The organism is Ensifer oleiphilus, assembly GCF_013371465.1.
Lineage (GTDB): Bacteria > Pseudomonadota > Alphaproteobacteria > Rhizobiales > Rhizobiaceae > Ensifer > Ensifer oleiphilus.
The window spans coordinates 230,061-255,001 of record NZ_JABWDU010000005.1; the positions used below are offsets into that span (position 1 = coordinate 230,061).

Annotated in this window: 31 protein-coding genes and 1 pseudogene; 16 read left to right on the plus strand and 16 right to left on the minus strand. The window is 58.0% G+C overall.

Annotated features, from left to right (window positions below; all coding sequences use genetic code 11):
- The first annotated feature begins 40 nt into the window (after positions 1-40).
- The 6 genes from HT585_RS20700 to HT585_RS31605 all read left to right on the plus strand — a co-directional run bounded on the left by HT585_RS20700 (position 41) and on the right by HT585_RS31605 (position 9,279).
- Complete coding sequence (locus HT585_RS20700; RefSeq protein WP_176354730.1) at positions 41-2,857, plus strand: tape measure protein; 2,817 nt, start codon at positions 41-43, stop codon at positions 2,855-2,857.
- 2 nt (positions 2,858-2,859) lie between these two features.
- Positions 2,860-3,603 carry a hypothetical protein gene (locus HT585_RS20705; protein ID WP_176354731.1) on the plus strand — a complete coding sequence of 248 codons (744 nt, stop codon included), beginning with the start codon at positions 2,860-2,862 and terminating at the stop codon, positions 3,601-3,603.
- On the plus strand, positions 3,603-4,205 hold the full coding sequence (locus HT585_RS20710; protein ID WP_176354732.1) for a hypothetical protein: 603 nt from the start codon (positions 3,603-3,605) through the stop codon (positions 4,203-4,205). The genes HT585_RS20705 and HT585_RS20710 overlap by 1 nt, the downstream gene beginning before the upstream one ends.
- 26 nt (positions 4,206-4,231) lie before the next feature.
- Entirely contained in the window at positions 4,232-4,639 is a 408-nt protein-coding gene (locus tag HT585_RS20715; protein WP_176354733.1) for a DUF6950 family protein, read from the plus strand.
- Entirely contained in the window at positions 4,636-6,813 is a 2,178-nt protein-coding gene (locus HT585_RS20720) for a phage tail protein (protein WP_176354734.1), read from the plus strand. The genes HT585_RS20715 and HT585_RS20720 overlap by 4 nt, the downstream gene beginning before the upstream one ends.
- Positions 6,814-6,888: 75 nt before the next feature.
- A complete protein-coding gene (locus tag HT585_RS31605; protein WP_210270500.1) occupies positions 6,889-9,279 on the plus strand; it encodes a tail fiber domain-containing protein in 2,391 nt (796 codons plus the stop codon).
- On the opposite strand, the gene HT585_RS20730 is transcribed toward HT585_RS31605, so the two are convergent.
- Complete coding sequence (locus tag HT585_RS20730; RefSeq protein WP_176354735.1) at positions 9,236-10,165, minus strand: alginate O-acetyltransferase AlgX-related protein; 930 nt, start codon at positions 10,163-10,165, stop codon at positions 9,236-9,238. The genes HT585_RS31605 and HT585_RS20730 overlap by 44 nt on opposite strands.
- A gap of 327 nt (positions 10,166-10,492) precedes the next feature.
- On the opposite strand from HT585_RS20730, the gene HT585_RS20735 reads away from it, so the two are divergent.
- The 7 genes and pseudogenes from HT585_RS20735 (at position 10,493) to HT585_RS20765 (ending at position 13,485) form a co-directional block, all read left to right on the plus strand.
- Entirely contained in the window at positions 10,493-10,789 is a 297-nt protein-coding gene (locus tag HT585_RS20735) for a hypothetical protein (protein WP_176354736.1), read from the plus strand.
- 176 nt (positions 10,790-10,965) lie between these two features.
- Positions 10,966-11,409, plus strand: a pseudogene (locus tag HT585_RS20740) (lysozyme); the annotation flags it as partial.
- Positions 11,410-11,492: 83 nt separating this feature from the next.
- Complete coding sequence (locus HT585_RS20745; protein ID WP_176354738.1) at positions 11,493-11,708, plus strand: Pam3-gp28 family putative phage holin; 216 nt, start codon at positions 11,493-11,495, stop codon at positions 11,706-11,708.
- 183 nt (positions 11,709-11,891) lie between these two features.
- A complete protein-coding gene (locus HT585_RS20750) occupies positions 11,892-12,083 on the plus strand; it encodes a hypothetical protein (protein ID WP_176354539.1) in 192 nt (63 codons plus the stop codon).
- Between the two features lie 2 nt (positions 12,084-12,085).
- Positions 12,086-12,385, plus strand: a complete 300-nt coding sequence (locus tag HT585_RS20755; RefSeq protein WP_425513772.1) for a hypothetical protein — start codon at positions 12,086-12,088, stop codon at positions 12,383-12,385.
- Positions 12,386-12,470: 85 nt separating this feature from the next.
- A complete protein-coding gene (locus HT585_RS20760; protein ID WP_176354739.1) occupies positions 12,471-13,313 on the plus strand; it encodes a hypothetical protein in 843 nt (280 codons plus the stop codon).
- Positions 13,303-13,485 (plus strand): hypothetical protein, encoded by a 183-nt coding sequence (locus HT585_RS20765; RefSeq protein ID WP_176354740.1) that lies wholly within the window; start codon positions 13,303-13,305, stop codon positions 13,483-13,485. The genes HT585_RS20760 and HT585_RS20765 overlap by 11 nt, the downstream gene beginning before the upstream one ends.
- Before the next feature lie 104 nt (positions 13,486-13,589).
- On the opposite strand, the gene HT585_RS20770 is transcribed toward HT585_RS20765, so the two are convergent.
- The 14 genes from HT585_RS20770 to HT585_RS20835 all read right to left on the minus strand — a co-directional run bounded on the left by HT585_RS20770 (position 13,590) and on the right by HT585_RS20835 (position 22,151).
- On the minus strand, positions 13,590-14,540 hold the full coding sequence (locus HT585_RS20770; protein ID WP_176354741.1) for a hypothetical protein: 951 nt from the start codon (positions 14,538-14,540) through the stop codon (positions 13,590-13,592).
- Positions 14,541-14,669: 129 nt separating this feature from the next.
- Entirely contained in the window at positions 14,670-14,960 is a 291-nt protein-coding gene (locus HT585_RS20775; RefSeq protein WP_176354742.1) for a hypothetical protein, read from the minus strand.
- Positions 14,961-14,991: 31 nt separating this feature from the next.
- Positions 14,992-15,270 (minus strand): hypothetical protein, encoded by a 279-nt coding sequence (locus HT585_RS20780; protein WP_176354743.1) that lies wholly within the window; start codon positions 15,268-15,270, stop codon positions 14,992-14,994.
- A gap of 166 nt (positions 15,271-15,436) precedes the next feature.
- Positions 15,437-15,670 carry a hypothetical protein gene (locus tag HT585_RS20785; RefSeq protein ID WP_176354744.1) on the minus strand — a complete coding sequence of 78 codons (234 nt, stop codon included), beginning with the start codon at positions 15,668-15,670 and terminating at the stop codon, positions 15,437-15,439.
- Positions 15,671-15,751: 81 nt separating this feature from the next.
- Complete coding sequence (locus tag HT585_RS20790; protein ID WP_176354745.1) at positions 15,752-16,501, minus strand: SOS response-associated peptidase; 750 nt, start codon at positions 16,499-16,501, stop codon at positions 15,752-15,754.
- A 15-nt stretch (positions 16,502-16,516) separates the two neighbouring features.
- Entirely contained in the window at positions 16,517-16,840 is a 324-nt protein-coding gene (locus tag HT585_RS20795; protein ID WP_176354746.1) for a hypothetical protein, read from the minus strand.
- A 4-nt stretch (positions 16,841-16,844) separates the two neighbouring features.
- Positions 16,845-17,054, minus strand: coding sequence for a hypothetical protein (locus HT585_RS20800; RefSeq protein ID WP_176354747.1), 210 nt, complete (start codon positions 17,052-17,054; stop codon positions 16,845-16,847).
- Positions 17,055-17,173: 119 nt separating this feature from the next.
- On the minus strand, positions 17,174-17,701 hold the full coding sequence (locus HT585_RS20805) for a HEPN domain-containing protein (RefSeq protein WP_176354748.1): 528 nt from the start codon (positions 17,699-17,701) through the stop codon (positions 17,174-17,176).
- A gap of 186 nt (positions 17,702-17,887) precedes the next feature.
- Positions 17,888-18,220, minus strand: a complete 333-nt coding sequence (locus HT585_RS20810; RefSeq protein WP_176354749.1) for a hypothetical protein — start codon at positions 18,218-18,220, stop codon at positions 17,888-17,890.
- Positions 18,221-18,351: 131 nt separating this feature from the next.
- Entirely contained in the window at positions 18,352-18,615 is a 264-nt protein-coding gene (locus HT585_RS20815; RefSeq protein ID WP_176354750.1) for a hypothetical protein, read from the minus strand.
- A 357-nt stretch (positions 18,616-18,972) separates the two neighbouring features.
- A complete protein-coding gene (locus tag HT585_RS20820) occupies positions 18,973-19,494 on the minus strand; it encodes a hypothetical protein (RefSeq protein ID WP_176354751.1) in 522 nt (173 codons plus the stop codon).
- Between the two features lie 2 nt (positions 19,495-19,496).
- Entirely contained in the window at positions 19,497-21,503 is a 2,007-nt protein-coding gene (locus HT585_RS20825) for a hypothetical protein (RefSeq protein ID WP_343214058.1), read from the minus strand.
- Positions 21,504-21,645: 142 nt separating this feature from the next.
- Positions 21,646-21,903: a hypothetical protein gene (locus tag HT585_RS20830; RefSeq protein ID WP_176354843.1), complete on the minus strand. Its 258-nt coding sequence runs from the start codon at positions 21,901-21,903 to the stop codon at positions 21,646-21,648.
- Entirely contained in the window at positions 21,903-22,151 is a 249-nt protein-coding gene (locus HT585_RS20835; RefSeq protein WP_176354752.1) for a helix-turn-helix domain-containing protein, read from the minus strand. The genes HT585_RS20830 and HT585_RS20835 overlap by 1 nt, the downstream gene beginning before the upstream one ends.
- Before the next feature lie 105 nt (positions 22,152-22,256).
- Here HT585_RS20835 and HT585_RS20840 point away from each other — a divergent pair, with 105 nt between their 5' ends.
- On the plus strand, positions 22,257-22,589 hold the full coding sequence (locus tag HT585_RS20840; RefSeq protein ID WP_176354753.1) for a hypothetical protein: 333 nt from the start codon (positions 22,257-22,259) through the stop codon (positions 22,587-22,589).
- A 203-nt stretch (positions 22,590-22,792) separates the two neighbouring features.
- Here the strand turns inward: HT585_RS20840 and HT585_RS20845 are convergent, their stop codons facing one another.
- Positions 22,793-23,065 carry a helix-turn-helix transcriptional regulator gene (locus HT585_RS20845; protein WP_176354754.1) on the minus strand — a complete coding sequence of 91 codons (273 nt, stop codon included), beginning with the start codon at positions 23,063-23,065 and terminating at the stop codon, positions 22,793-22,795.
- A 113-nt stretch (positions 23,066-23,178) separates the two neighbouring features.
- Here HT585_RS20845 and HT585_RS20850 point away from each other — a divergent pair, with 113 nt between their 5' ends.
- A complete protein-coding gene (locus HT585_RS20850) occupies positions 23,179-23,463 on the plus strand; it encodes a hypothetical protein (protein WP_176354755.1) in 285 nt (94 codons plus the stop codon).
- Between the two features lie 250 nt (positions 23,464-23,713).
- Positions 23,714-24,916, plus strand: a complete 1,203-nt coding sequence (locus tag HT585_RS20855) for a site-specific integrase (protein ID WP_176354756.1) — start codon at positions 23,714-23,716, stop codon at positions 24,914-24,916.
- Positions 24,917-24,941: the final 25 nt, after the last annotated feature.

Sequence of the window (24,941 nt, forward strand, 5' to 3'; positions counted from 1 at the left end):
CGAAAGCGCGTATTCCAGCCTCGGTCGCAAGATCGCAGGCGTGTTTGCGGTCATCGGTTCAGCGCGCGGAACGCAGCAGCTAATCGATTCCGCCATCAGCATTCAGAACGCCTTGAAGGTGGCTGGCGTCGAGGGCGAGAACCTCAAGAAGGTCTATGACTCGCTCTTTGCGTCGGCGCAGAAGAACGCCGCGCCCATCGAGTCGCTCGTCTCGCTTTACAGCCGGCTGGCACTTTCGCAGAAAGAACTCGGCGTTTCCCAGCAAGAACTGCTGAACTTTACCGACAAGATTTCTCTTGCATTGCGCGTTGGCGGCACGACCGCGGCGCAGGCCAGTGGCGCTCTCCTGCAGTTGAGCCAGGCGCTCGGTGGCGGAACGGTTCGCGCCGAAGAATTCAACTCTATTCTTGAGGGCGCGCCTACCATTGTGCAGGCCGTTGCCGTCGGCTTGAAAGAGGCGGGCGGTTCGGTTTCTCAGCTTCGCAAGCTGATGATCGACGGCAAGGTTTCCAGCCAGGCATTCTTCCGTGCTTTTGAAGCCGGGTCCGGCACGCTGGAAGACAGGGTCTCCGGAGCAGAGTCGACCATTTCACAGCGCCTTGTCAGGCTGCAGAACGTTCTGGTCGATGCCGCCGGCAAGTTCAACGAATCTACGAAAGCCGGCGAGGTCTTCGGAACGGCTATTGATGATCTTGCCAAAGACATCAACGACATCAATTTCGACAGCCTGATTGAGCAGATTCAGGGCGTCGTCAAGGCATTGAACGACGGCTACACCGACCTGCAGGATTGGTCGAAAGCTTTCGGCGAGGCCACAGGACTGAATAATATCGGTCGGTATCTCGCTGGACCGACTGGCACGAACGACGTTTTCGCTGGCACTCCACTTGCGGGCTCGTTCGTCATCAAGTCGCTCGACACTCCGGAACAGCGCGCTCTTGCGCTGACCGAGAAGCGGCTCGAGATCGAAAAGAAGATCGAGGAGTTGCGTGGTCAGATTGACCCTGCCAACCAGCTCGGTGCACCGCTTGTTCAGGTTCTCAAAGGTCAGATTGCTGACCTGCAAGCAGAACTGGCTGCCCTTCCGAAAATGGAAGAGGTGGCGGCTAAGCCTGCCTTCAAGTATCCGCGGCGCCCGGTATCGCTGACGCCTCGCACGATTAAGCCAATCTCCATCGACAACTACAAGGTGGAGAGCGACAAGGAAGACAAGAAGGCTGAAACGGCGGCAAAGCGTGCGAAGGCAGCATACGACTCGCTGATTAAGTCGGCAGACGATCGCATTGGGCAGCTAAAGCTCGAGACCGACCTTCTTGGTCAGTTTGGCGTCGCCACAGACGCGGCCCGCTTCCGCTTGGAGTTGCTACAGCAGTCTGAGGACAAGGGCCGCTCACTCAACGCCGCCCAACGGCAAGAAATAGAGCAGAAGGTTGCCGCCTACGAGAAGTACTCGCAGGCTCTTGCCGAAGCGAAACTGCAGCAGGACATGCTCGACGCCAACCGCATGGCTGGCTTGTCGAAGATCGACCAAAACATCATCGAGACGCAGCGCGGGCGCGGCCTTCCGGAAGACGTTAATAGCGCGTCCGGTCGTGCGCTCAGGCAGCAGATCAACAGAGAAGCGCTGGCCGGTGATGTTAGCTCATTCCTGTCGGAATTCAGCGGCGGCCTTCTGGAGGGCGGAAAGTCTCTCGGCGAGGCGTTCGCTGACGCTGTGAAAAATGCAGCCGCTGACGCAATGCAGAAGTCTCTGGACTCGCTGTTTTCGCAGATCGGCAATGCACTGGCCTCGGCTGTGTTCGGCCCCGTAGCAGGCGGCACGACGGGGAGTATTGCCAGTTCGGCGCTATCTGCCTTCCCGGCTGCTCCATCGTCGCTTGCTTCCGCTTTCGTCGCGCCCGTTGGTGCAGTAACGCGCGGAGCACTACCAGCGGCCGGAACTTCTAAGACGGGCATCGGCCTATCGACGATCAGCACGGCAGGCGGCCTGACGGCGGATGTGAACGCCAAGTTCGCTTCGCAGTTCCAGTCACTTGTCAACGACCTCGAGGCCACAGGATACCAGATCAAGTCGATCGGCGGCTACAATCACCGCAATATCGCCGGGACGAATAAGCTCTCGAACCACGCCTATGGCAATGCGATCGATATCAACCCGCAAGCCAATCCGATGGGGCGGAACCTTGTCACCGACATGCCGACTGGTGTCAGCGCCATCGCGGCACGCAACGGCTTCAATTGGGGCGGTGATTGGAAGTCGAAGAAGGACGCCATGCATTTCGAGATCTCGCAGGCCAAGTCGGCAGGCGAGGCGCTCGAGAAGTTGGCAGGGGCCTCTACCGAAACGACCAAGGGGCTTAGCAGCCTTGCAACTAACCTGACTTCGGCCGGCGGTGGTGGCGGCTCGTCCTGGCTGTCGTTCCTATCAGGGACGGCATTCTCTGGTTCCAAGCAGCTAGCGGCAAGCGGCGGCATCGGCCTGTTCGACAAGGGCGGCTATACCGGCGCGGGCGGCAAGTACACACCGGCAGGCATCGTCCACAAGGGTGAATACGTCTTCGACGCTGCCGCAACCAGCCGCATTGGAGTTCCGACGCTGGAGCGGCTTCGTGGCTATGCCAACGGCGGTCTTGTCGGAGCACCTCGCGCACCAAGGCTGAACGGTCGGCCTTCCCCAGCAAACAGCAACGCACAGCCCGGCATTCTGCAGGTGCACGTAAGTGGCGCCAGCGGTGACGACCACGTGCGCACGCTTGTGAAGCAGGGCGTGGGCGAGGCTTTGGCTGCGCAGAACAAGAACATGGAGCGCGGCGGCTTTGGCACGATGCAAGCGCGCTACGGCAACCAGAAGGGCTGACAATGGCTGTTTACATCAATCAGCCCACACTGGCGGCCAACTTCCTGGCCCCGGCGCGGACCTCCTATGACGTGACTGGGTCGTCGATCGACGGTGGCCGCAATGGCGTAGGCGAGGGGCAGACAATCGAGATGAGCGGTGGCGGTATCGTCACCGCCGTCTACGAAGACTGCAAAATCAAAGACCCTGAGCACTATGAGTACGTAAACTGGCTAGGAGCTCGCCTTAACGGCGGGTTCCGGTTCATCAACGTGCCGATTATCACAGACTGGTTTGGGCCGTTTCCGAAGATCGGGCGCTTGCCGACTCCGATCGTCAGCGGCATTCCGCATTCGGATGGTTCTTACTTCGACGACGGCTCTGGTTATAGCCAGGCCACCGTCTGGGGTGAGATCACCGAGGCGGCGTCACTGAATGCCGGCGTCATTCGCCTGAAGGTCTACGGGCTTTCTCGGCCGCTTCGTTGGTCGGATTGGTTTTCGATCTACCATCCGACGAAAGGCTGGCGAGCCTACCGCTATTGGGAGGTTCTCGACGCGACGGGTGGCTCAGACGGCGCGGGCGCCTTCACCGAGTACCAACTGGCCATCGCGCCACCGTTGCGGGAAGCCGTGACGGTCGGAACGCGTGTCGAGTTCGCTCGGCCAATGTTCGTGGCGAAGTTCAAGTCGGAATTCACGCTGCCGTCGGTCGTCGAGGCGTTCTTTGTGACGCAACAGGCCATTCAGTTTGTCGAGGCGTTCTGATGGGCTGGGTTCCGGACAACGTCATCGACGAACTGCGTGGTAGCCACCAGCTAGGCATCTTCCTGCGCATCGCCACTGATCCTGCGCTGCATATGTGGTTCGGAATCAACGATATACCGGCGAATTTTGACAGCATAGATCCAGATGGCACCGTCTACCTTGGCGGCGGCAAGCTGGTCGGCGTTCCTACGCTCGAGGTGCTGGTCAACGGCACGGCCGATAGCGTGGAATTCACGCTGTCAGGAATCGACGCGACGACGGCCACCAAGACGATCGACAGCCTGCCGGTTGTTCGGGGCGCAGCGGTGCAGATGGGCATCACGACGCTGGACCAATACTTCCAGCCGATGAGCGACATCATCCCGATCTGGACCGGCACGGCGTCTCACGTCGGCGAGCAATCGCCGGCAACGCCTAGCGGCCAGTCGGTGACGTTGACGCTTTCTCTGGCTGTTGTGGCCGGAGAGGCGACACGGTCGAGACCGGCCCGCACGCTTTGGTCGTCCGCTCACCAGAAGGCGATTTCGTCGAGCGACAAGTTCTGTGACGAGACAGCCCGATTGGCGCGTGGCGTCCAGCCGACGTGGACGCTCGGCTACTAGCCCGCACTCGGCGGCAAGGAAACAAGATGACACTGCAGGAATTTGCGGCCCTGCCTCACCGTTTCAGGTGGGGCGGGATGGGTGGTGACGACTGCACGACGTTCTGCGCCACCTGGCTGCAGGAGAGCATCGGCATCGATCCGGCCGCCAGCTACCGCGGCACCTATTCCACGGCAAAGGGCGCTCACGACATCCTGACACGCGCTGGAGGCGTTGTCGCCTTCGCAGCCAAGACACTGGAGCCGATCGGCTTCAAGCGCATCCAACACCCGCAAGACGGCGACGTCGGCGTGGTCAAGGCGATTGCCGGCATGGACGGCACCATCAGCGAGATCTGCGCAATCAAGTTCGGCCCGCTTTGGATGATGCTTGGGCCGTCCGGCGTCATTGCGAAACAGATGAATCACGTTGCAGCATGGAGGTTTACGGGGTGAGTTTACACCATCGCATGATGCTGCAGCGGTACGGCCTTGGTCACTCGACCTCGCTTTACAGCACAGTTCTCTTTGACCCAATTTTCACGCCATTGTTTACCGCGGTGCTCGGCACTGGCGGCATCACCATTGGCGCTTCGACTATCACATACGCGTCTATCGCCTCGGCTATCGCCACCACGGCATTGTCGATCGGCATTCAGATGCTCATGGCGCCAAAGCCGCCTAAGCCTGAAGCCGCCAAGCTGCCTCTGACACAGGCCATTCCTTACCGGATCTGGGGCGTAGGCAGGACTCGGATGGCCGGTGCTTACATGCTCTGGGAGTCCAGCGGCCCGAACCTCCATGCAGTGCAGGCGATCGCTGGTCACCGCATCAAATCGTTCAACCGCTACTGGCTGCATGACGATGAGGTGACTCTGTCAGGCGGAACCGCTTATTCGCCAACCGGTCGCTACGGCGTCAATGTTGGCATCCAGACACGGCTGGGGCTGCCCACCGAAACTGCATACGCCCCGGCCGTAGCTGCATTTTCCGGGTCTGGCTTGTGGACTGTCGACCATCGAGGAGACGGTCAGGCCTCGACTTACATGTACGCCAGCGCAACGCGCCAGAAGGATCAGCAAAAGCTCTTCCCATACGGCGTGCCGTCGCTCTCTGTCGAAGCCGACTTGGCGCTGTGCTGGGATTTCCGCGATCCTGCGCAAAGCCCGACCAACCCAAGCACATGGCAGTGGACGCGCAATGCCGCGGTGATTATCGCCTGGCATCTATGCTTCAACGAATTTGGTTTTGGCCTCGACTATACCAAGGCGCTTTTGCCGGTTCTCGATCTCTGGATCGAGGAAGCCAACATCTGCGACGAAGACGTCGCAAGGGCGGGTGGCGGCACAGAGAAGCGCTACGAGTGCAACGGCTATGACACCACCGAGAACGGGCCGAAGTCGGGCCTGAACGCCATGCTGGCGGCCTGTGATGGGCATCTGGTGGCGAGGGGCGACGGAGCTCGCATCCTGACCGTTGGCAAGTTCCGCGAAAGCCGCTGCGTCACGTTGTCAGATCGCGATATCGTCGGCCACAACATTCAATACGACGTGCTTTTCGAGGATGAGTGCAATCGCCTCATTCCGAAGTTCACGTATCCGGCCACCGCCTACACCACGTCAGACACCGACTATTTCGAGGATGTCGACGCCCAACTTGAGGCTGGACGCATTCTTGCGGAGGAGGCCGAGTATCAATGGGTCCACCAATGGCGGCAGGCCCGCCGGCTCGGCAAGCGCGACTGGTTGCGGCTTCGTCAGAAGGTGAAGGGCAGCATCGACGTTCGCCTGTCCGGGATCAACGCGGTTTATTCGCGCTGGGTCAGGCTTGATACGCCGCTACGGCTGTCGCGACTCAACGGCAAGGTAATTGAAAACCGTCGGTCTATCCTCGCGCTCACGCGCGGTGGGTTCTCGATGGACATCGTTCAGCATCCAGACAACATCGACGCGTGGAACCCTGCGGTTGATGAGGGCGTGCAGCCTCCAGTGCCGAATGAGCCGGATCCTACCGGCATCGTCACGCCGGTCATCAATCTGGTGCAGGCAAAGGCGAACGGCGGCTCGGTTTATATCCGTGTCGTGATTATCGACCCTAGTGACGCCAGCCTGACGCCGGTTGTCCAATACCGCGTTGCAGATATCGGTGCTGGCGTGCCGGGTGCGTGGGTTCAGCAGAGCTTTCCGGATGCGGCTCCAGAGATTGGCTACATCAACTTGAACACCAACACTGTTCCGGTGAACCAAGATCTCGAAGTGCAGGTCGCGTTCACCAGCGCAGGCGGCGCTTACTCGGCGTGGTCCACGACGGAAGACGTTACCTCGACGGCAGATCCGACGCCTCCGGCCGCTGTTACTGGGGTGTCTGTCACGCCTGGCTCTGGCACTGCGACGTTCAATTGGACGGCCCCAAATAGCGCCAACTATGCCGGCGCCAAGATCTATTGGAACACGGTCAACACCTTCGGCACGGCAACGTACCTCAGCCCACCGGAGTACGGCGCGCCGAGCTCCACAGACAGTGCCTCGCGCACGATATCGTCCGGCACACGCTACGCCTGGATCGTTTCAATCAACAGTTCCGGCATCGAGGGCACGCCCGTAGCAACGGGCAGTTTCATCGTCACCTGACGCGCGCCGAATGCCGACCACCAAACACCTCTAAGCCCTGCCGTTCGGCGGGGTTTTTCTTTTCAGGAGAGCCACGTGGCATTTTCCCCGAACGCACAGACCGTCTATGCGGATGGCCCCGCTGGGTCTCCGCAGCAGCCGGCAAAGTCCGAAATCCGCAAGCTGCTGAAGCAGTATGAGAATGTCATTGAAGCCTTCCTCTCCAACGGCGGGCTAATTTTTGCTTCTCTGTCTGCCCTCAGCGCCGACCTTGCCCACGGCGCCAACTCTATGGCGTGGGTGCTGGGCGACGCGACCGTTGCCAACAACGGCATTTACCGCAAGATTGGCGCGAGCGGCACTGGTTCGTGGACTCGCGTTGCTGACCTGCCGTTCTCGTTCATCATCGCATCGGACGTTGGTGCGGGCACGGCGAACGCGATTCAGGCCACGACGTCTATCCCCGTCTCGAGTTCGGCGCTCGTCTGGACGAACGTTTTTGAGGCTAACACTTCTTCGCCTGTCACCATCAGCTTCAACGGTGGCTCGGCGCTGACGATGAAGACCAATAGCGGCAATAACGTTGCTGCGGGTGGCCTTGTCGCCGGCATGATCGTCATGGGCATCGTGTCGGATTCGACGTTCCGGCTCGTCAGCGACCAGGCAAGTGCCGCGATTGTTGCGGCGGCGGAAGGTTTCGCCAATGCGGCGGCGGCCTCGGCTACTGCGGCAGCGGCTTCCGCAGCGGGAGTCAACCTTCCAACTGCTGTTGCCGGCACCTATCTGCGACAGAAGCTGGACACGACAGGGTATGAGACGCGCACTGCGGCGCAAGTCGCGTCGGACATCAACGTCCAGCAACGCAACATTGATGGCGGCTTTACGATGGCAGCCACATCCACGACGCAGGCATGGGACAACGGTCTCTACGGAGGTGGGTTTTTCGCTGCTCATCGCCTCTCTAGTACGGATCCGGCGGCCAATGGCGGATCGCGCGGGACCCTAGCAATAGATCGGAAAGTTCAGGGCAGTGGGTCCAATGGCCCGGCATTCGCAGACGTTGCTTTCTATGCGTCGGTGTCGAAAACGGGCTACTACACGAACTCAAACCAGGGCGAAATTGACGGCGGAATGATCTTCGTCGGCCAAGGCGCGCTTGGAGACGCGGGCGGGCTTCTGATCGATCTTGAGAAGGTTGGCGGTTCCACGGGGGCCGGCGTAGGGCTTGAAACTGCCGTCAAGAAAATCGATACCGCTGGCGCTACCGTTCAGCGCGTTCAGTCCATTGTCAATTTTGGTGTAGAAAGCCCCGGCGGCCCGTCTATTAGCACTGGGTACGGATATTGGACGGAGGTGCAGGTCGGTGGCGTTTACTCGGCCTTCCACGCTGACCAGTCAAAGGCCTCCACAGGTGCTCTCTGGCAGAACCTAATGACGTTCTGTGAGGACCGGGACGCCGCCAAAATGATCTACCGGATCGATGGGTCCGGCCACGTCCTGACAAAGCCAGGAACGCAAGGTTCGCCAGCCTACAGTTTCCTGCTCGACCCTGACACCGGCATATACAACCTTGGCGCAAACATGCTTGCGTTTTCGACGCAAGGTGCGGTTAGGGGGTATTTCTCAAACAGCGGGCTGGTGCCTGGGGCGGACAACGCATATTCGCTGGGAGCGGCGTCAACCGGACGCTGGGCCAACATTTACTCCGTCAACGCTGTGACCGTAGGCTCTGACAAAAGGCTGAAGGACAACATTATTGACAGCCCGCTTGGGTTGGAGTTCATCGAAGCTCTTCGAGCCGTCGCTTACAACTTGAAGGTCGGCGGGACCGAGATCGAATACGTTGATGACTTCGAGGAGATCGAAGAGCAAGAAACGGTCGAAGGCGAAATCATTCGTGAAGAGCGGTACTTCGACGGGGACAAGGAAGTCATCATCCAGCACAACGAACGTGGGCCAGTTCTTGTTTGGCTGGATCCGGTGCAGGCGACAGACCCTCAGACGGGAGAACTTTTATTCCGTGATGTGCAAGTTCCTCGCCTGGATGACGATGGCCTGCCGATCGTCAAAGTTGTTCCGCGTGAGCCGTCGCGGGTACGGTCTGAGACTGGCGAGATTGTCGAAATTTCGGGGCAGCCAGAAGTTATCCCCGTTACGGACACTGTCCGCGAGCCGGTGATGCGCGCCGTTCCCAAGATGAAGACCGTTCGCAAGCCGGTCACGAAGCCTGTCGAGGTGTCGCGGACCGGTCGTCGGCAGCATTTCGGGTTGATCGCCCAGGAGGTGCAAGAGGCTCTGCAAGGCGTCGACTTTGGCGGCCATGTGATAGACGACATGTCCGACCCCGACAGCCTTCAGTCTCTGCGCTATGAGCAGTTCGTGCCCATCCTTATAAAGGCGGTGCAGGAGCTAAGCGCTCGAGTGAAGGAGCTGGAATCGATGTCTACTCAGCCGCCACCCGCAACGCTGGATCAGCAATGGAGGTAATGTAGGCGCGCGAGTTGCTGCAATCCGCCTGCTTGCGCTTCTCAACGTCACAAAGCCATTCGTCAGTCGATGGCCTCTCTACCGGGATGTAGGGGAAAAAGCGCTCTGCTTGCAGCTTGATCACAACGTCCGGTCGGTACTGCTCTTCAAGGTCGAGCAGGAAATCAGGGCAATGTACTGCGAGAGTCTCTGAAAATATCTCGGTCAGGAATGGGAGGGGCTCCATAAGAAAGCTGTCGTGCAAAATCAATGCGCGACCGCTTCCTCTGCAGCAGGTGAAGTGCTGAATGAAGCCTTCGTTCGCGACGTCCCCATGAAAGTGCAAGACTGACTGTCGGTTGCGCACCTCAACTCTTGGCAGGCGCCGTGGTGGCAAATTCACAAGCGAAGCAAGATCACCTTGAGAGGGCGCAACCGCGATCCTCCGATCAATTGATTTCAGTGCCTCTAGCTCTTCATCCCACCCGAAATAGCAGAATGCCTCTTCTAGGTAGATCAAGGCTCCCGTCACGCTCCAGTGGCTCTCGTCGACATCGTAGTGGCGGTACTGACATGTGTGGTCGCACAGGATGTTGTGGTTGAAGTACGTCGATGCCGACCATTGAGTGTTTGCCATAAATAGATTTGCGGGCGTCTTGCCGTGCATCTCGTAGATTTCAGGCGATGGCAGATAGTCTCGGCACCCCGTCTCTTTGTTAGGCGCGATCAAGTGGATGTAACGGCCAGCGCGGGCTTTTGCTCGTTCATCAGCGGATTTGTGTGACGAGGCGATCGATTCAAACCGTTCGTGAGTCATGAACGGTATCCCGGCTGTCTGAAGCTGCACGTTGTTCGTGTCGTTGTCGAGAAAGAGATGTCCCTTTCTGCCCCGCAGTACCTTCGTCATCACCCACTCCCGTCTCCTAGACGGGATGTAACCCTAAGTCGTATTTTGAGTCCATACACCGGGTGAGGCGGTAATGCCCTCGCAAGGCTAGCGGCGAGCTAGTGCCCGGCGCCTATTTTCTACAACAAGGTGAACGACATGGCTCGGCAAACCCTTCCGGTCGCTCTCGAACTCGTATTCGGGGATGAAGGCACTTATCATGGCGTGGAGTGTTGGAAATGTTGAATGAGCTGGTATAGGTGTCGCGTCTGTGAATTCGAACGCTCAGACAAGGCCTCTTCACCTGATTATAAGGAGAAGGGGCCTTTTGCGTCTCAGAGCGCCCCTGTGACGACCTGCGTCGCGACCGCGACCAGGAGACCCGCCAAGGCGACAGCGGTTCCAAATCTCGCCACCCTCATCCGGCGCCGGCGCGCGCCATCCCAATCATATCTCATCGATCTGCGCATCTGCACCTCATTGAACCAGTCGCAGACCGACGCACTCGATGAGCTGAACGGCGTCGTCTTCCATCCCCTGGCACAGCTCATCGTACTGGGAGATCAGATCTCGCCGGACTCTCCGCGCACGCAACTCGTCACGTTTCACGACTGCACGACCATAGTTTTCCAGGAGATCGCGTAAAAGGGCAAGTTTAAGGTGGGCCAGATACCGCCGATGATTTGGCAGTCGGACCATCATTCGAGCGCGGCCGATCCTCTCGTAATCCATGTTCCACCTATGACCCCAGTCGCCGCGACGTGATCGCCGCGACGAAAGATTGGCGTTTCCAACCCTAATTTAGCAAAAAGGTTCCAACCATGAATGAACGACGCATCAACGCGGCGGGCCTTTCGCTCGTCAAGCAGTGGGAGGGCCTGAAAACGAAGGCCTACCAGGACGTCGCCGGCGTCTGGACCATCGGCTACGGCCATACCAGCGCCGCCGGCGAGCCAGTAGTTAAGCCTGGCATGGCTATCACCGAATCCAAGGCCGAAGAGATCCTGCGCGCCGACCTCGCTGTTTTTGAGGAACGCGTCGCGCGCCTCGTCAAGGTGCCGCTGAACGATAACCAGCACGCTGCACTTGTCTCTTTCGACTTCAACACCGGCAAACTTCACTCATCGACCCTGCTCAAGAAGCTGAACGCTGGCAACTATGACGCAGTGCCGGCCGAACTGATGAAGTGGGTCCATGCTGGCGGCAAGCGAGTGAAGGGCCTCGTCAACCGGCGAACTGCCGAAGGCGCGCTCTGGGGCAAGGGCGTCGCGGCGCCAACGCCAACCGCACCCGGCTTCTGGGCCGCACTCGGCCGCTTCCTGCTCGCGCTGATCAAGGGGGGCAAGAAATGACCACAGGACAAATGTCACCCTTCATACGCATCGCCCTCTACATGATTGCAGGCTGGCTATACGGCTCCGGCTACATCGGCGAGGAAGTCAGGTCGCTGATCACCGAAGATCCTGCCGTTGCCGCCTCTATCGAGGCAGGCATTGCTGCCGCTATCGGCGCCATTCCTGTGGCGTGGTGGCAGTGGGCGAGGAAGGCGGGGCATCCGACATGATGCTTACCGCGTTCTTCGGAGGGCTCTGGTCCCGCATCACGGGTTGGCTGGCTCCGGTCGGCGTAGCGCTCGCGATCGTCGCGGGTGCTTTTCTCTATGGACGCTCCAGCGGCAAGGCTGACGCCAAGGCGGAGCAAGCTAAAGCAAACGCGAAAGCCATAAAAAGGGCGAGGGGCGTCGAAGATGAAGTTCAAAACATGGGGGGCGGCGATATTGATCGCGCTCTCGGTAAGTGGCTGCGTGACGGCCGGTAGCTATTGCGACATTGCGCGCGCCGTTCGGCCATCCGTCGAAGACAAGATGACGGAAGGCACCAAGAGGCAGATCCTGGCGGAGAACTTCAAGTTGGAGAAGCTTTGCGGGGTGAGGGCGTGACCATAACCGCTGAACTGGTAGGATTCATGGTGATGGTCTTCGGAGCTGTTTCCGGCGTTTGGTGGCGGATTGAAAGTAAGGTCAAGGTCGCCGAGGACAAGGCAGACAAGGTAGCCGCCGACCTCGCCGCAGAGAAACTGCACACGGCCCAGACGTACATCACCAAGCAGGGCATGCGGGAGGCCACGGAAAGCATCATGGAGGCGATCAGCGGCGTTAAGACCGCGGTGGACCATATGACGCTGCGCGTTGACCGTATCGTCGAGAATCAGGCGAAGCCGCGGACAACGCGGACAGGGTGAGTATTCGCCGCCACGCCATTTGTAGTGGAGATTAGAAGCATAGAATCAGGTACGCTCCTCTCAGGTTGTCACTGGGAGGAGCATTTTGACGATCTGCATTGGAGTCAAGGCGAACGAGTGCATCGTCTTTGTCGCTGATAGCGCGACGACACTTGCATCCGTTGACGGCGCTGGTTCGCCAGCTGTCACCCGAGTGTACAATCACGCCGACAAAGTTTTCAATCTATTCCGAGGTCAACCTGTTTGCGCAATGACTTGCGGTTTAGGTAACTTCGGCACGGAGTCGATCGCCACAATTGCTAAAGGAATTCGCCAGCGACTAATGTCGGGCGAGACGACAATCAGCGCTGAAAACTATACGATTGAGAGTGTCATTAGGTTCTCCTTCGAGGTCTTTCTGGCGAAGTTTAATGCACTCGACGAAAAGATCGCGAAAGCGTCGAGTTTTGAATTCTTCGTTGGAGGGTATTCCCACAACAATGGTGGGAACGAGATCTGGAAGTTCGCGTTCATTCAGGGCAATGTCGTCGAACCCCAGTGCATCTCAGGTGTTGATGACTGCGGCATTATATGGGCTGGCCAGCCGGAAGCATGCGTGCGACTGGTCCTGGGGATCTCGTCTCAGACTTACGAGGTCCTGAAAAGTGCCGGTTTGGATGACGCGCAAGCTTCACAACTGGTTCATAACTTAAGGCAGGCGTCAGAGGCGCCTTTACTGGAGCCGTCAATGCCAGTTATCGATGCCATCCGATTGGGAGAGTTCTTGGCCCAGACGACATCATCGTTTGTCAGGTTCCTTCCAGGCGCGGATACAGTCGGCGGTGATCTGGATATTGCGACGGTTACGAAATATGAGGGCTTCCGTTGGATAAAGAGGAAGCACTTTTACCCACGGGATCTGAATGGAGAGACAGATCATGTCAGCTGATACGAAGAAGTCCGTGAAACTGGAGTCGCAGCCCGTCAAGGCCATCTCCATGCCGGAGTATCGTTTTCAGGACTATGTCACGACTGAGCACTTTTCGTCGATTGACCGCTCGCGCAACGATGATCGAGATGGGGCGATTGACCTGAGAGGCGTAACGCTCAACCTCTCTTAAAAACAACCAGCCACCCACACCAAGGCCCGCTACCCTAATCGGTGGCGGGCCTTTTTTTGTTTTATTGGAGCCCGTTGCGGCGCGGCAGTGCGGATGCGGAGTGTTTACACACTCTGGATTTTGGCGAGCCATAGGCTATCGGGATTAAAAGGCATCCTGGATCCCTTGTTCACCAGCACGGTTCCGTCGTTTGAGCATGCAAATGCGACCCAGCCCCCAGGTCCACCATTAGACCATTCATCTGTCTCCCACGCGACCTTGCCCATACCGTCCATCATTCCAAAACGGAACCATATATCGGGGCCAAGCTTCGTCTGAGCATGCATCTCCAGCACGATCTGGCTGTCGAGTAGCGAGACTGGGTGTATGGTGTAGTAATTTCGAGCCTTGCCGATTTTTTCAGACTCGTTCCAGAAAATCTCGTGAGATTGGGAGTCAATCCGCCCGGACCGGCAATACCAGCGGTCGGAGAATAGAAAATCAGTCGCGTGGATCTGAACAAGATAATCGAGGTTATTCAGGCCAAGAGTGGGAAAGCCACCGCCTTCAACTTTGTTCGCGCTGCTCCATTTGATCGTCAGGTTGCTACGGTCTAGATCTCCGACTTGCGCGTTGATGTTTGACATGGCTGTCATGTGTTCTGACCAAACCGCGACGGTTCGTGGAGATCGACGCGCACTGCGGATCTGCCCCGCCATGCTGTAGTCGTTGAATAGAAGCGGCTTATTCCAATGAATTCGCCGGTTTACTTCAACCATCCCGACTATGTAGTGGGATTTTTGGCTGTCAGAATTTTCACTGTAGAAAACAATCACTGTGCCGAAGTTGTCGATCGAGACAGAATGTACGGAGGTTTTTTTTAGCCCTTCCACTACCACTCCATGCGATAGCATCGTGATCGAGTTCTTTTCCGGAACCACCTTGCCGAGCACCCACAAGATTTTACCTTCTTCCACCCGGACAAAAATGGCCGTGTGGTCGTCATTCATGTCGAGAATATTGCCGTATGGAAAGGGATCCGCTAGGGGCTGATCTGCCCAAACAAGGAAATTCACAGCTACCGCTCCGTTCGCTTGTAGTTGCATTCAGCGGTAGCGTTAGCCAGCCTGAAGATCAACTGTGGGTCGACAGTGCGGTTAATTTAGTTCAGGCGCAGGGGGACTCTTGTTCAAACATGGGAACCTTCACTCCTTCCCATCCAGCAAGATGCGCAGCGTCCGGATCATGTCTGCCGCATCGAGCAACGCCGCCTTGATTTGCTCGTCGGTCCGCTTGTCGATCGCAGCGGCAGTCGTCTGAAGGTCTATCACGGCATCGGCTTCCGTGTTGCTGCTGGGTATGCCGGCCTGGTCACGCATTTCACGGATGGTGACGACCGCACGCTCGAGCAGCCGGCGCTTTTCAAATGTCGTTAGGTGTTGGGACTGGTTCGCGGCCCAGATTAGTTCGGCGACGAAGGATGTGACGGCGGACATGACTGGGAGCGTACAACGCTGCTGTGCAGCGTCAATGTGGGGCAGACGGCTTGTGCCACGTGGCCTCAGATGCAAGCTCTATGTATCGCCCGATCGACCAGAGGTAATCCGTAATCTCCTGCCTGAGGGCGTCTTCGTCGCCGTACTTTTCACTGATGCGGGCAACCTCGTTGAGGTCCGCGTTGCTGGGTTGCATGTCGCCGGCGACATAGGTGTAGCGGCCGACGGCGCAGATATCGCAACCGGCTGCTATCATCTCATCGACGAAATCCTTCACCTCACTTGCCTTCATTTTCTTGCGTTGGGGCATTCCTGTGTTCCTCCGTGGCGAGATCAAGCAGGTGTAAAGCACCGCGCCAAGTTGCGATATTGTAGGATTCGCCTAGGAAGATTTCGGGGTACGGCGGGAGACCAGTGTATGCCTCAGCGAGGGCGGGACTACTATACGCGGCCGAGCCAGCATTGGCGGCTTTCCGTCAGAACTCTCCGACGTCGACGTTCGGAAGTTTCCCAGGGATGTTGGCGGCCACATTCACCAGCATGAGCGGCTCGACGCTGTAGCTGGCGTAGCAGGGCACTTGAGAGACATCTACCTCGAGCCCCATTTTCGCGGCGAACTTCACCGCCGCGTTGAACTCGCGCATGGCGTCACGCAAACGCTCCTGCGCCTCGCGTTGGTCTCGGGTGTGGGGGAATTCTAGAATATCCATGTCCGATTCCTTCAGAGCATTCGGCAGCGACGGCCGGATGGCAGCACACGAAAGCGGCCGTAAAGCCTGCAATCCATCTCTTCACAATAGCAGCGCCTCTTGGGTGGTGGCCGGCGCTGCTACCTGAACGATCTTCAGCTTGTCGTCGGGCAGGGGGCGCTGCAGGGCATAGGCTTCTGACCACGGAGCGGTCAGCCACGTCTGTACCTCGTCCCGTGTGGTCAGGAGCACAGGCATCGCTTTCTGGTGGATCGGCGCAACGACGCCATTCGGTTCCGTCGTTAGAAACGCGAAGAGGTCTATCGTGACGAGCCCATCCTTGATCTTTCGAACGCTGGTCCAGTCCTTCACCCAAATGCCGGCGAAGAACATCAGCGGCTCGTCACCTGTGCTCGCGAACCATGCGTTGGGCGTGCGGCCGCCTTCGACCTTGCTTGCCGGATCCGGTTCGGCGAAACGGGTTACCGGAACGACACAGCGGTTCCCGACTTCCAGCCAACGCTTCCAGTGCTTGCTGGAGGTGTTGCGAACGTTTGTGGTGCCGCCGTCGGGCTCCATTTTCAGGAGTTCGTCGAAGTTGACTTCTTTGCCCTTGGCGCGAAGTTTATCGGCACGCTTCGTGGCTGCGTCGAGCTGCGCTTTGCTCGATGAAGGCATACCCCAACGCACCATGGCGAGTTCGCGCCGGTCCTCGTTGTTGCGGATGATGGGCGCGAAGCGATCGGGGTAAATGTCGACTGACGGCTCGAGGTTGCCGACCAGGTCGTGGGTGATCGAAATGAAATCACGGATGGCTTGCTGGTTGGTGGTCAAATTATAGAGATTGCACATCGCCTTTGCTCACCTTCAGTAGAAGTCGTCTTTCCACACTGGTCTAGGCACCATCTTGATCCTCACCAGCTTACGGATCTGGAGCTTTCCAGTGTCGGCGCCCCATGGCAACTCAAATTGCGCCCGCAGATAGTCCTTGTGTTTGCATACATCGCACCGAAAGTGGCGCGCGATTTCGTCGATCGGCACGTCGCCGCAGAGCTTCAGCAGGTCGCTGCAGCGGTATCGGCGTGTGATACGACAATACATGCAGTCAATTCTGACGATTTGGCGGGTCTCCTCGGCCTTGCTCAGGGTGTGCATGCGTTGACGACGGGTTAGACCATTCTGTTCCGGCATGGCGTCACGCGGTGGGTTGGGCGCTCTCGTCGACGGATGGCCGCCAGCCGCGCGTAAAGCCCAAGCTCATCGAAATTTCGGCTAGGGCAAGCTGTTCGCGGAGACGTCGGCAATCGTTAAGAAGCGTCTGGATAGTCGCGATCGCATCACCGTCGTGCCAGGCGAGGGCGGCTGCTAGTTCATCGGTTTCGGGTAGGGACTGAACGGCGGACATGGCTTCTCCTTCTCCGCTGGGGCGGAGTGTATCGCTATTGTGCTGGGAGGCGGCCGCAACGCCGTGAATGTTCTTATTATGTTCTGGTTTGGTGGGGAGTCAAGCCTTTCGAACCAACGTCACGCAGGCAGTAGTCCTTCAGCCGTCAACCTCTCCTCAATTTTTGAAACAAGGCGAGTGGTCATGTCTTCGGCCCTATCAACTTGCGCTTTCGTGACACCCCTGGCCAACACTTCACCATGCGCGATCGCGCCCCGAAGCGTAACAAACTCATCTAGCCTTGTGATCACCTGCTCGTTTGAGCAGCGATGCCATAACCAGTTTCTCTCGACAGAGGCGATCCCCAGAATATCTTGAAACAGAGATCTCACTTGGTTCGATTTCGGCGTGTTGAGCTCAGCGGCTCTCGCTTCAGCCAACGAGCGTGCCACCTCCTTCCATCCATTTCCGGTCACATTCTCCCAAGTTCGCTCGTCGTCAGCTTTCCGGATGTGTTTGTGGACCATCCGCCTTATCGGCGCGAGAAGTGCCTGGGGTGTTTCCGCTGCAGTGATATTTCTGTCCGCGCACTCAAGCGCGACTACTTCGACGTACGTTTCCCACGACGCACAAAGCAGGACGATTGCAGATTTGTTGAGCGACGCCAATGAGGCCGCCCGTCGACCCCGTGCAACTCCTCCCGCATCCGCGTGAAACTGCCGGAGGTTGTCGACGTCTTGGAGAGCTCTGAGATAGGCGGAGAATGCTAAGGACATAGTGGATGTTCATCAGTCTGGGAGGCTAAGGGCCGATGAAAAAAGTGGGTGGACTGGCGAAATCTGGGCGCCTTACTGCTACTTACACCCCTTCGCCTTCAGCGAAGACTCGATAGCCGTCACCTTGCCCTTCGACACAGCAACCTGACCTTCCTTGTCGCCGCCGAACGTGCTGGACATGGGCACACCAATCAGAAAGACGCCCATGGCGTCGCCAGTTGCTGCGTCGTGCTGCTGCTTGGACAGGCTTGAGAGAACTGCGCGCTCTTTAATCAGTTCCTGTGCGAGGCCTTGGCAGCTCTGGTTCGAATAGGCAGCCATCGGAATATCGACAGGCACGATCGCATCCGGACGCTTGGCGCACGAAGAAGCAGCCAGCACAGTGACCAGCGCGAAATAACGGACTTTCATGAATTCCCCTCAGCTTTTACTAAAATACCCCGCACAGACGTAAGCACGCGGTTTTGCGCGCGGGAAGGGGACGATATCCAGAGTTGCTGTTTTTGGGGTTCAATCCACGGTTTTGTGACGATCGATGGTGCCTATAAAATATCCCAGCCGCTCTCCCACCAACGCGCCTGATCGCCGACAGCCTGTGCACACTTCCTAGCGTCGGCACGTGCCTCTTTTTTTGTTTTGTAGAAGCGCTTGCGGCCACTCTCAAGATGCTCGACTAGCCAACGTTCCTTGCGGCCGTACGCACGCGGTAAGCCAGTGGCCTGACCATCCCAGACAACGAACTTACCATTCGGCTGCTCGTCGACGAGTTCAACAAACCCGGGGTCACGAAGTGATGGAGCGAACATTCCGATTCCGCTTGTCGCGTGAACGTGGCGGCAAGCTGCCCCACGGTCGAGAAAGGCGCAACCGCGACTTTGGAGGGGTAATATCGGTAGCCGCACATCATCTTAACAGCGGCACAAACGTCGGCGCTGTCCACGCGCCGATCGCAACCAACCCCAACACAAACGCGAGCACGACAGCAAGCCGGCCGGACGCGGATGCCTCGAACAGCCTCCCGAGCTTGAACATCAGTTTGTCAGGGTGGTTCATCGACGGTCCTTTCACCAATGGAATTGATGTGGAATCGCCCTGCGGTATGCGCCTCTGCGGGTCAAGTGCTGCTAAGGGGGATCAGCGCCGGAGCTGAGCCCCTCGGCACATCACCGCTTTTTCTCTAACTCCTCCATCGCTCTCATCCTCGCCAGTCGAGCCTCACGCTTCTTGCGCATCGTCTCTTTCCGCTCAGGTGTCCAATACGCAGGATCCTTCATCTTGTGGCTGATGCGCTTGGATTTCGGGAGATCGGGCGGCGGGACGGGTTCATACTGAGGCGGTGCAGCGGGGATCACGGCACCTTTCCATGTTCTGTGGAAATCCTCGCGATAAATCGCGCGGACCGTAAGGTCCAATTCACAGAAGTGATCTTCATGAAACTGATCAACGACCAAGACCCAGAAGCACCCGTCGTCTCCTCCATTGTCGACGAGGCGCAGGTCTGCCAGGTAGCGTTGCTCGACTTGATAAACGCCGAGTCCTTCATCGTCTAAATGGAGTGTGAGGCGGTCCCCGATCGACGGAACGACGTTCTTGAGGTGCCGAAGCGACAGACGGTCGTGGTCGAAGTACCCATCTCCGCTTCTCATCAGAACGACAATTTCATCACGCACTGTTTCGTCGACCATCCTTAAGCCGCCATCCAAACCTGGTTCAGAATCCGCGCCGCCAGGGCGGCCTTATCCTCCGGCAGGAACCTGCCGTAATGGCTGCGGATCATCTCTGGAGTGTCTTGGATCGCGTAGCTCGCCTGCTCGTAGGAACCGGTCTTCTTCAAGATGTGGGTGGCCAGGACGTCGCGCACGTTATGGGGCCCATGAGGCAGCAAGCCCTTGATTGCTCCACGGCCGGTATATGGATTGTAGATGCCGTAACGCTGAATGGTGAGACGCCAGACTTCGTAAAACGATGAACTGTCATATGCCGCGTCTTTGGTGTTCGACTTCGTCGTCTTGACGAAGAAGGTTCCCGAATCTTTGATCTCACCAATGAGCGCTGCTCTGTGTCGGCTCACGTAGGCGTCGATGTAATGGTAGAGGTCCAGGAGGTCGGGCAACACCAGGCGGAATGGCTTCTGACCGAAAAACGATGAGCTTGCGTTTTTGAACGCGTTGGCGGGGATCAACACTTCCCAGCCGTTCTCTCGATCGCTCCAACGTAGCTCACCGCATTTCAAATCCTCTAAGCGGCGTTCGGTGGTTGGAAGTCGGCCTCGAGGACATACGAGCATTTGCCGCAGATTTTTCTGCCTGAGACCTAGATGCAGGCCCAGCCGCAGCAGGAGGAACGACCGCACGGCTTCTGCCGCGGCTCGCGGATGCCTTTTCTCATCGGGCATCCGAGCGAGGATCTCGTCGGTGATTTTTCGGTACTCCGAGAGCGGGCTATCGGTTTCAAGCACACACATGATCGGTTCGAACGGATCGCGATGGACCCGCGCGACGCGTTGAATTTCTTTCAAGCGGTTGGTGAGGTGACGATAGAAATTGTCGCAGTAGCCATGCCAATCACTGGACGCAGCCGTGGTTTCGGATTCGGAGATAAGCCCTGGTACGGGGCGAACCCGCATAAGCAACTCGGGGTGCTGCCGAAGCCAGCCCGTCTCCTTGCGCGTCAGGGCAAGAGCGATGGACAGCATGTTCACTTCCCAGGTCGTATAAAACCCTCGGCGACGCTCGCGCCAGCGCAGGTACCAATCCCAAACGCCAGGAAACGCGAGCAGGCCGAATGTCAGCCGCTCAAAAGGAAGGCCGTAGCCCCGCACACCCTCGTCCGGCGATGCAGAGAGGGCGCCGAACATCAATCCGAGGTGTTCGATCTTTTGCGCAGCAGTCTCCTCGCCCCAAACGCCATTTCGCTGGAAACCCAAATCAGTGAGCGTGGTCGTCTTGAACCGGACAAGACTTTCCATCTCGGCCGCCAAGCTTGCGGGTGCATCGAGGCTACCCGAAAGAAGGTCAGGGTCGACGGTGTTCGGGTCCTCGTCTTCGATATCCCAAACCGGTGAAACCGAACGGCCGGTCAGGGCAGGGAACCGAATCGCATAGCGCTGCTTAATCGCTGCCGCTTGGAAGCGGCGGTATTCCGTCGTGCCGCTGATGATGACGCGCCGGACCCACTCGATGATTTCCTCTCGCTTCTCAAAAGGAAGAGAGTTGAAGTCGTCGGGCAGGTGCCAAGCCATCCGACGGCGTTCGGCATCCCCAATTTCGTCACCGACATCGTGGCCCTTAGTCGCACGCATAGGGTTAGGCAGCTTGCTCTTGAAGTAGCCCGCAGGCAGACGATACCGGCGCTCTATTCGCCCGAGTATCTCCAGGCTCTGGACGCTTCTCGGTGGCTTTTCACCGTTGAACCAGACGACGATCGTTTTGCGATTGAATGTTTCGCCTGGGCGGATGATAGCGCGATGCAGGTACCAGCACGTGTCGCCGTGGCGGCGCATATGAAGCTGCAGCGCTTCGGCGAACGTTGAGGGATCATCCCAATCGTCGAACAGAGGTTCTGGGAATTCGACAATCGGCCGCGGCTTCTGCCCGCGCTTCTGTCGGGCGTCTGCGGATTCAGTTAGAGCTTCGGCATGCGCCTTTGCGGCGGAGCGTTTTGGCTTGGGCTTCTGGGTCGTCTGTTTCGTCACGTGGGGCGCCTATAGCGATTCTTGGGAGGCGCGGTGCATGATCTATCTGGCGATGTGCGTCAACAGTCGAGAGAGGCGAATTTTGACAAATTTGTAGAACAATATCAATGAGGTACTTGGTTTCTTGCTCGGCGCGGCGACGTCAATGCACCGATGGATCAACTTCGAAAAATGATCTGAGCCCGTCCCGCGCGACAGTCGCCAGAAACTCGTTGAAAGCTTCCTCATCGGTCGGAAACGGCTCTTCCCAGGTCGTGAGGTCGTCATTTTCGGAGATGACTTCTAGTGACCAGCCTCCATCGGCTCCAGCCGGCCGAAAGATATCGACGAGAACGGTAATCCCATCGTCCGTGAACTCGCCCGCTAGTTCGGAGTGTTCAAGTTTAGGCTTTTTGGCCATCATTCAGTTCCTTGTCCAAACTTATCGCGCAGACGAACGCCTGGGCCCCCTGACGTCGTTTCGCCGTCGGACAGGAAGATGACGTCCCGCTCAAGGACTGCCTGAAGCGCGTCAAGCGTCGACTGCTTCGCGTCGGCTCCGTTCTCTATGCGAGTGATGGTGTTGGCCGTGACGCCCGCAAGTTCAGCGAGCTCCCTCACGCCCAGGCCAACAGCAGCGCGGGCCATTTTCAGTTGAATAGCTTTCATATTGGTACCCTGTACAAACACGTGTTGACACAGAACCAGAATCGGCTATTGTGTCGGTACAGTGTACAAACACACTGCTACGAAAGCAACATGAGGAGACCAAACATGACCAACGTTCGCAGATTAAGACCGATGCCGGCGATCGCCGTCGAACACGATGAGGGGAAAAGATTAAGACAGGCCGGCGGCGAGGCCGGATTAAGCAAAAAGGTGAAGGGCGCCGATGACGGCCGCCCGCACCATCCCTGGCGGAGTGAAGTATACGATCTGCAAATGATGGCCAAGATCGCAGTCACGCTCGTTGATGAAGTCTTCCGGAACATCCTAGCGATGGAAGATCTTCACGAGACCCAGTTCCGCGACCAGCTTGGGTTTGACGAGCTTTGTTTCCAGGTTCACGCCATGAGGAACGCTGCAGAAGCCCTGCAGGCCAACTAGTTTCCGGCCGTACCTCCGGCCCTTTGCCCCTGAGCGCCACTAGGCGACGGGGCCTTTTATCAAGACCCCCGCGGGGGCGATTGCCGCGTGAACCGGCGATCGGGCGGGCGGTCGCGTGTCACAGGCGCGGCCGCTCGCTACCTAATACCAGTGGCCAGCGCGATCACCACCTGCGCCAACACAAGCAGCGCGCTGGCCGGTCTCTACCGATTCTTCTGCTTGATGCCGGTCGGAACGTATTGGCGGGGTGGGAATTCTCGAAATTCCACCCCCCTTTCCGTGAAGTTGATGCCGGCGCTAGCCAGTTCATTCATGATCACGAAGAGCGACGCTTCGTGCGGATCGCGCTTATCGCCTTCAAGGTCGGCGATCGTCGAGCGGCTGACGTTCGCACCTTCTGCCAGATAACCTTGCGACCATCCTAGGAGGGCGCGGGCTGCGCGGACCTGTGCCGCAAGAAGAGACCCATCAGACATTTGGACCCATTTCAGACATTTTGCTTGACTTATTTGTAAAGTTATCCTACAAAATGACTGATACAGGACGTTTGGTTTGATGTCTAGGCCTACCAACACGAAGAGGAGAATACATGACCGATATCCAGACACCGAAATTGCCCCCCGAAGCCGCTACCGCCAATAACGATGAGGCGCTTGTTGCCTCCATTCTCAAGCAGCAGTTTGATACTCTACGGCCGCTTCTGACCGACCTGTGCGATCAGAAGGTGAACCTCAAAAACATGAAAGAGGAAGAGTACACCTTCACGTTCACCGCCGAGGAGGGCGAAGCATTGGTGCACGGCCTAGTACGGGCAATCGACGCGCTCGAGACAATGAGCATCCGCGAACAAAGCCGAGTCTTTGTGGTCGCCTGATGCGCACCGCCGCCAACGACAACTCGCCTCTGTATCTTTCTGAGGCCTCTATAGCCGCTCGCGTTCTAGGCCCGAAATCCAAGACCCAATGGGCGGCCCTTGCCGCAGTTTGGGAGAAAGATGGGTTGCCACGCATCGATCCGATGACGGGTTGCCGCTACTGGCCGGCCGTTCGTGAGTTTCTCGATCGGCGCCACGGCTTGGGGCGGCGCTTTCTTCCAACTGCCGCCGACGGAGTGGAGAACTGGAATTGACAGACGCACCTGGTCTCAAGCGCAAAACCAATAAAGACGGGACAGTCCGAGAATACTGGATGGCTCGTGCCGACTTGGCAAAGCGTGGATATCGACCTTCGAGCATCCGGCTTCACTACCCAGACACGCCCGAAGGTCGACTGCAACTTGCGTCGCGATGTCAGATACTGCAGGCGGAGATGCTCGCGTGGGCGGCCAACGGTGGTGCTTCGGCGCCAGGCTACGACGGTACAATTAGGAGTGTCTCCAGGCTCTTCCAAGTCAATGAAGACTCGCCACTTCAGACGATGAAGTGGAACAGCCGCATCAACTTCGTGAAGTCGCTCACGATCATTGAAGCAACCGTTGGGTCGCGGCAAATCGGAAACCTTCTTGGTCCGGATTTCAAGCGATGGCACGCGTCTTGGGGATCTCCAAAGTCGGATAATAGAGCTCCACGGCCATGGCGTGCGAAACACACTATGGACGCCCTACGGCAGATCATCGGTTATGGGGTAACGCTCGGGTACGAGGATTGCGTGCGTGCGGACGTCATCCTGTCGAAGATCCGGTTCAAGACACCTCCTGCACGAGAATCCATTCTGACCGACGAGCATGTCGCGGCTGTCCGCGCCAAAGCTCACGAATTGGGGTGGCACTCGATCGCTCTTGCGACCGCGCTGCAGTTCTCGCTCACGATGCGTCAGAAGGACGTAATCGGTGAGTGGGAGCCAATAAGCTCTGTAGAAGGGGGCATTCGCCATAAAGACACGATCTGGGTCAACGGCCTGCTTTGGACTGACATCGACGAAGATTTTGTGCTCAGGAAGAAGCATGTGAAAACCGGCTTCAAAGTTCAGCACGACCTAAAACTACATCCCGCGGTCCTTGAAGAGATCGCGGCTGTTCCGGCAGAGCGTCGCGTTGGTCCGATGATTATCGCCGAGACGACCGGTGAACCTTACAAGCATCGAAACTTTACACAACGTTGGAGGAACATCGCCAATAAAGCCGGCGTGCCCACGGCCGTTTGGAACATGGACGCTCGAGCGGGCGCCATTACCGAGGCATACGATTTGGGCGCGGCGGAAACAGACGTCATGAAGTCAGCGGGCCACAAGAACCGACAAACGAGCGCGCGGTATAACCGAGGCACACTTGAGCAGACGAGCCGCGTGGCCAAGATGCGCATGACGAAACGTAGCGAGAACACAGAGTAGGGGACGTCGGAGGGACGTTTGGGGG